This window comes from Nesterenkonia sp. E16_10 (genome assembly GCF_017347085.1).
Taxonomy (GTDB): domain Bacteria; phylum Actinomycetota; class Actinomycetes; order Actinomycetales; family Micrococcaceae; genus Nesterenkonia.
This window is the reverse complement of the sequence record NZ_JADPSA010000035.1, coordinates 1-1,607: the sequence shown is the minus strand read 5'-3', so window position 1 is coordinate 1,607 and position 1,607 is coordinate 1. Positions and strand designations below refer to the sequence as shown.

The window sequence follows — 1,607 nt, the reverse complement described above, 5'->3', positions numbered from 1 at the left end:
GCCGGCTGTGTGCTCTTCGAGCTGCTGACCAACCGTCCGCCCTTCCAGGGCGAGTCCCCGGTCTCGGTGGCCTACCAGCATGTGCGCGAAGCACCGCCGATGGTCAGCGACTTCAACCACCGGATCAGCCCGGCGATGGAATCCGTGGTCGGCAAGGCGCTGACCAAGGATCCTGCGCTCCGGTTCCAGACCGCCGAGGAGTTCGATCAAGCCATCCAGAAGGCGCTGATCGGCATCGGCGTGGAGGACGAGGACCACCCCACCGCGGCGATGGCGGCCATCGGCGGACGGCAGGACTTCCACCAGGTCCTTGCCGCAGGCGCGGTCCCACTGGAGGGTCAGCTCTCGGCGCGCACCCCGGAGGACCCAGACTTCTATCAGGCCCACGACCAGCCTCGGCAGCGGCCGCGGCGGCGTCGTGGCGGGCTGATCCTGGTCTGGGCCCTGTTGATCCTTGCCCTGGCCGGCGGCGGCACCTGGGCGCTGATGAACATGCTCGACAATCCCGAGGTGTCCATCCCTGATGTGACTGGGATGACCGAGGAAGAGGCCCGCGAGGAGCTCACCGCGCTGAACCTGAGTCCCACAGTGGAGACCGAGGCTCATCCAGAGGTCGAGGCGGACCTGGCGATACGTACGGACCCCGAGGCCGAGACCTCGGTGGATCCCAACAGCGCCGTGGTGCTCTACATCTCCACCGGGCCGGAGAGCGTACGCGTCCCGGACGGTCTGCAGGGCTCCACCGAGGAGGAGGTCCGCGACGCCCTTGAGGAGGTGGGCCTGGAGGTGGGGGAGATCAGCGAGGAGAACCATCCCAGCGTCGGAGGAGACCTTCTGATCAGCACCGAACCGGACGCCGGGTCCTCGGTCGAACCGGGATCCGAGGTGGACCTGGTGCTCTCCACCGGTCTGGTGGAGATGCCTGGAGTCTTCAACCGCACCCGCACCGAGGCGCAGGCGATCCTGGAGAACCTGGGGCTCAGCGTGAGCACCGTGGAGGATGAGCGCACCGACTACGCCGAAGGCACCGTCGTGGGTCAGCGGGTGGGCGGCGCCTCCGTCGTCGCCGGAGACGCGATCCCGCAGGGCTCCACCGTTACGCTGGTCGTCGCGGTAGCCCCGGAACAGGCGCCCCCGCCTACCCCCGAGCCCGCACCCGCGCCTGAAGAGGATGAGGCGCCGGAGCCGGACACCGAGGACGGCCCCGATCAAGGGGCCGAAGACCGCGACGAGGAGCCCCCCAGCCCCAGCCCGTCCCCCAGCCCGGAGCTGGAGGAGTCCCCCGGCGAGGACGCAGAGGAACCAGACAACAGCGGCAATGAGTCCGGTGATGAGGACTCAGACCCCGCAGACGATAGCTCCCCAGCGCCTGAGGAGTCACTCGAGGCGGAGGAGTCCCCCGAGGCCAACGACGGAGGCAACGGCGATTCCAGTGTCAATGTCGATGGTGACACCGATCAGTCCCCGGGCAACTCGGGTGAGAACTCGCAGAGCAACAACGGTGGCGGCGGGAGCAACGGCGGTGGCAATGGCATGACCCCCTAATTTCGGTCCACGAGTTATGAGAGTCGCACTAGCGCCCGACGCTCCGGGCAGGAAAACTGGTG

1 protein-coding gene is annotated in these 1,607 nt (G+C 68.1%); it reads left to right on the top strand.

Translation table 11 applies throughout. The features are described from left to right. Positions 1-1,545: PASTA domain-containing protein (locus I2487_RS11625; RefSeq protein ID WP_207173054.1), on the top strand; the 1,545-nt coding region annotated here is incomplete at its 5' end. Between the last annotated feature and the right edge of the window lie 62 nt (positions 1,546-1,607).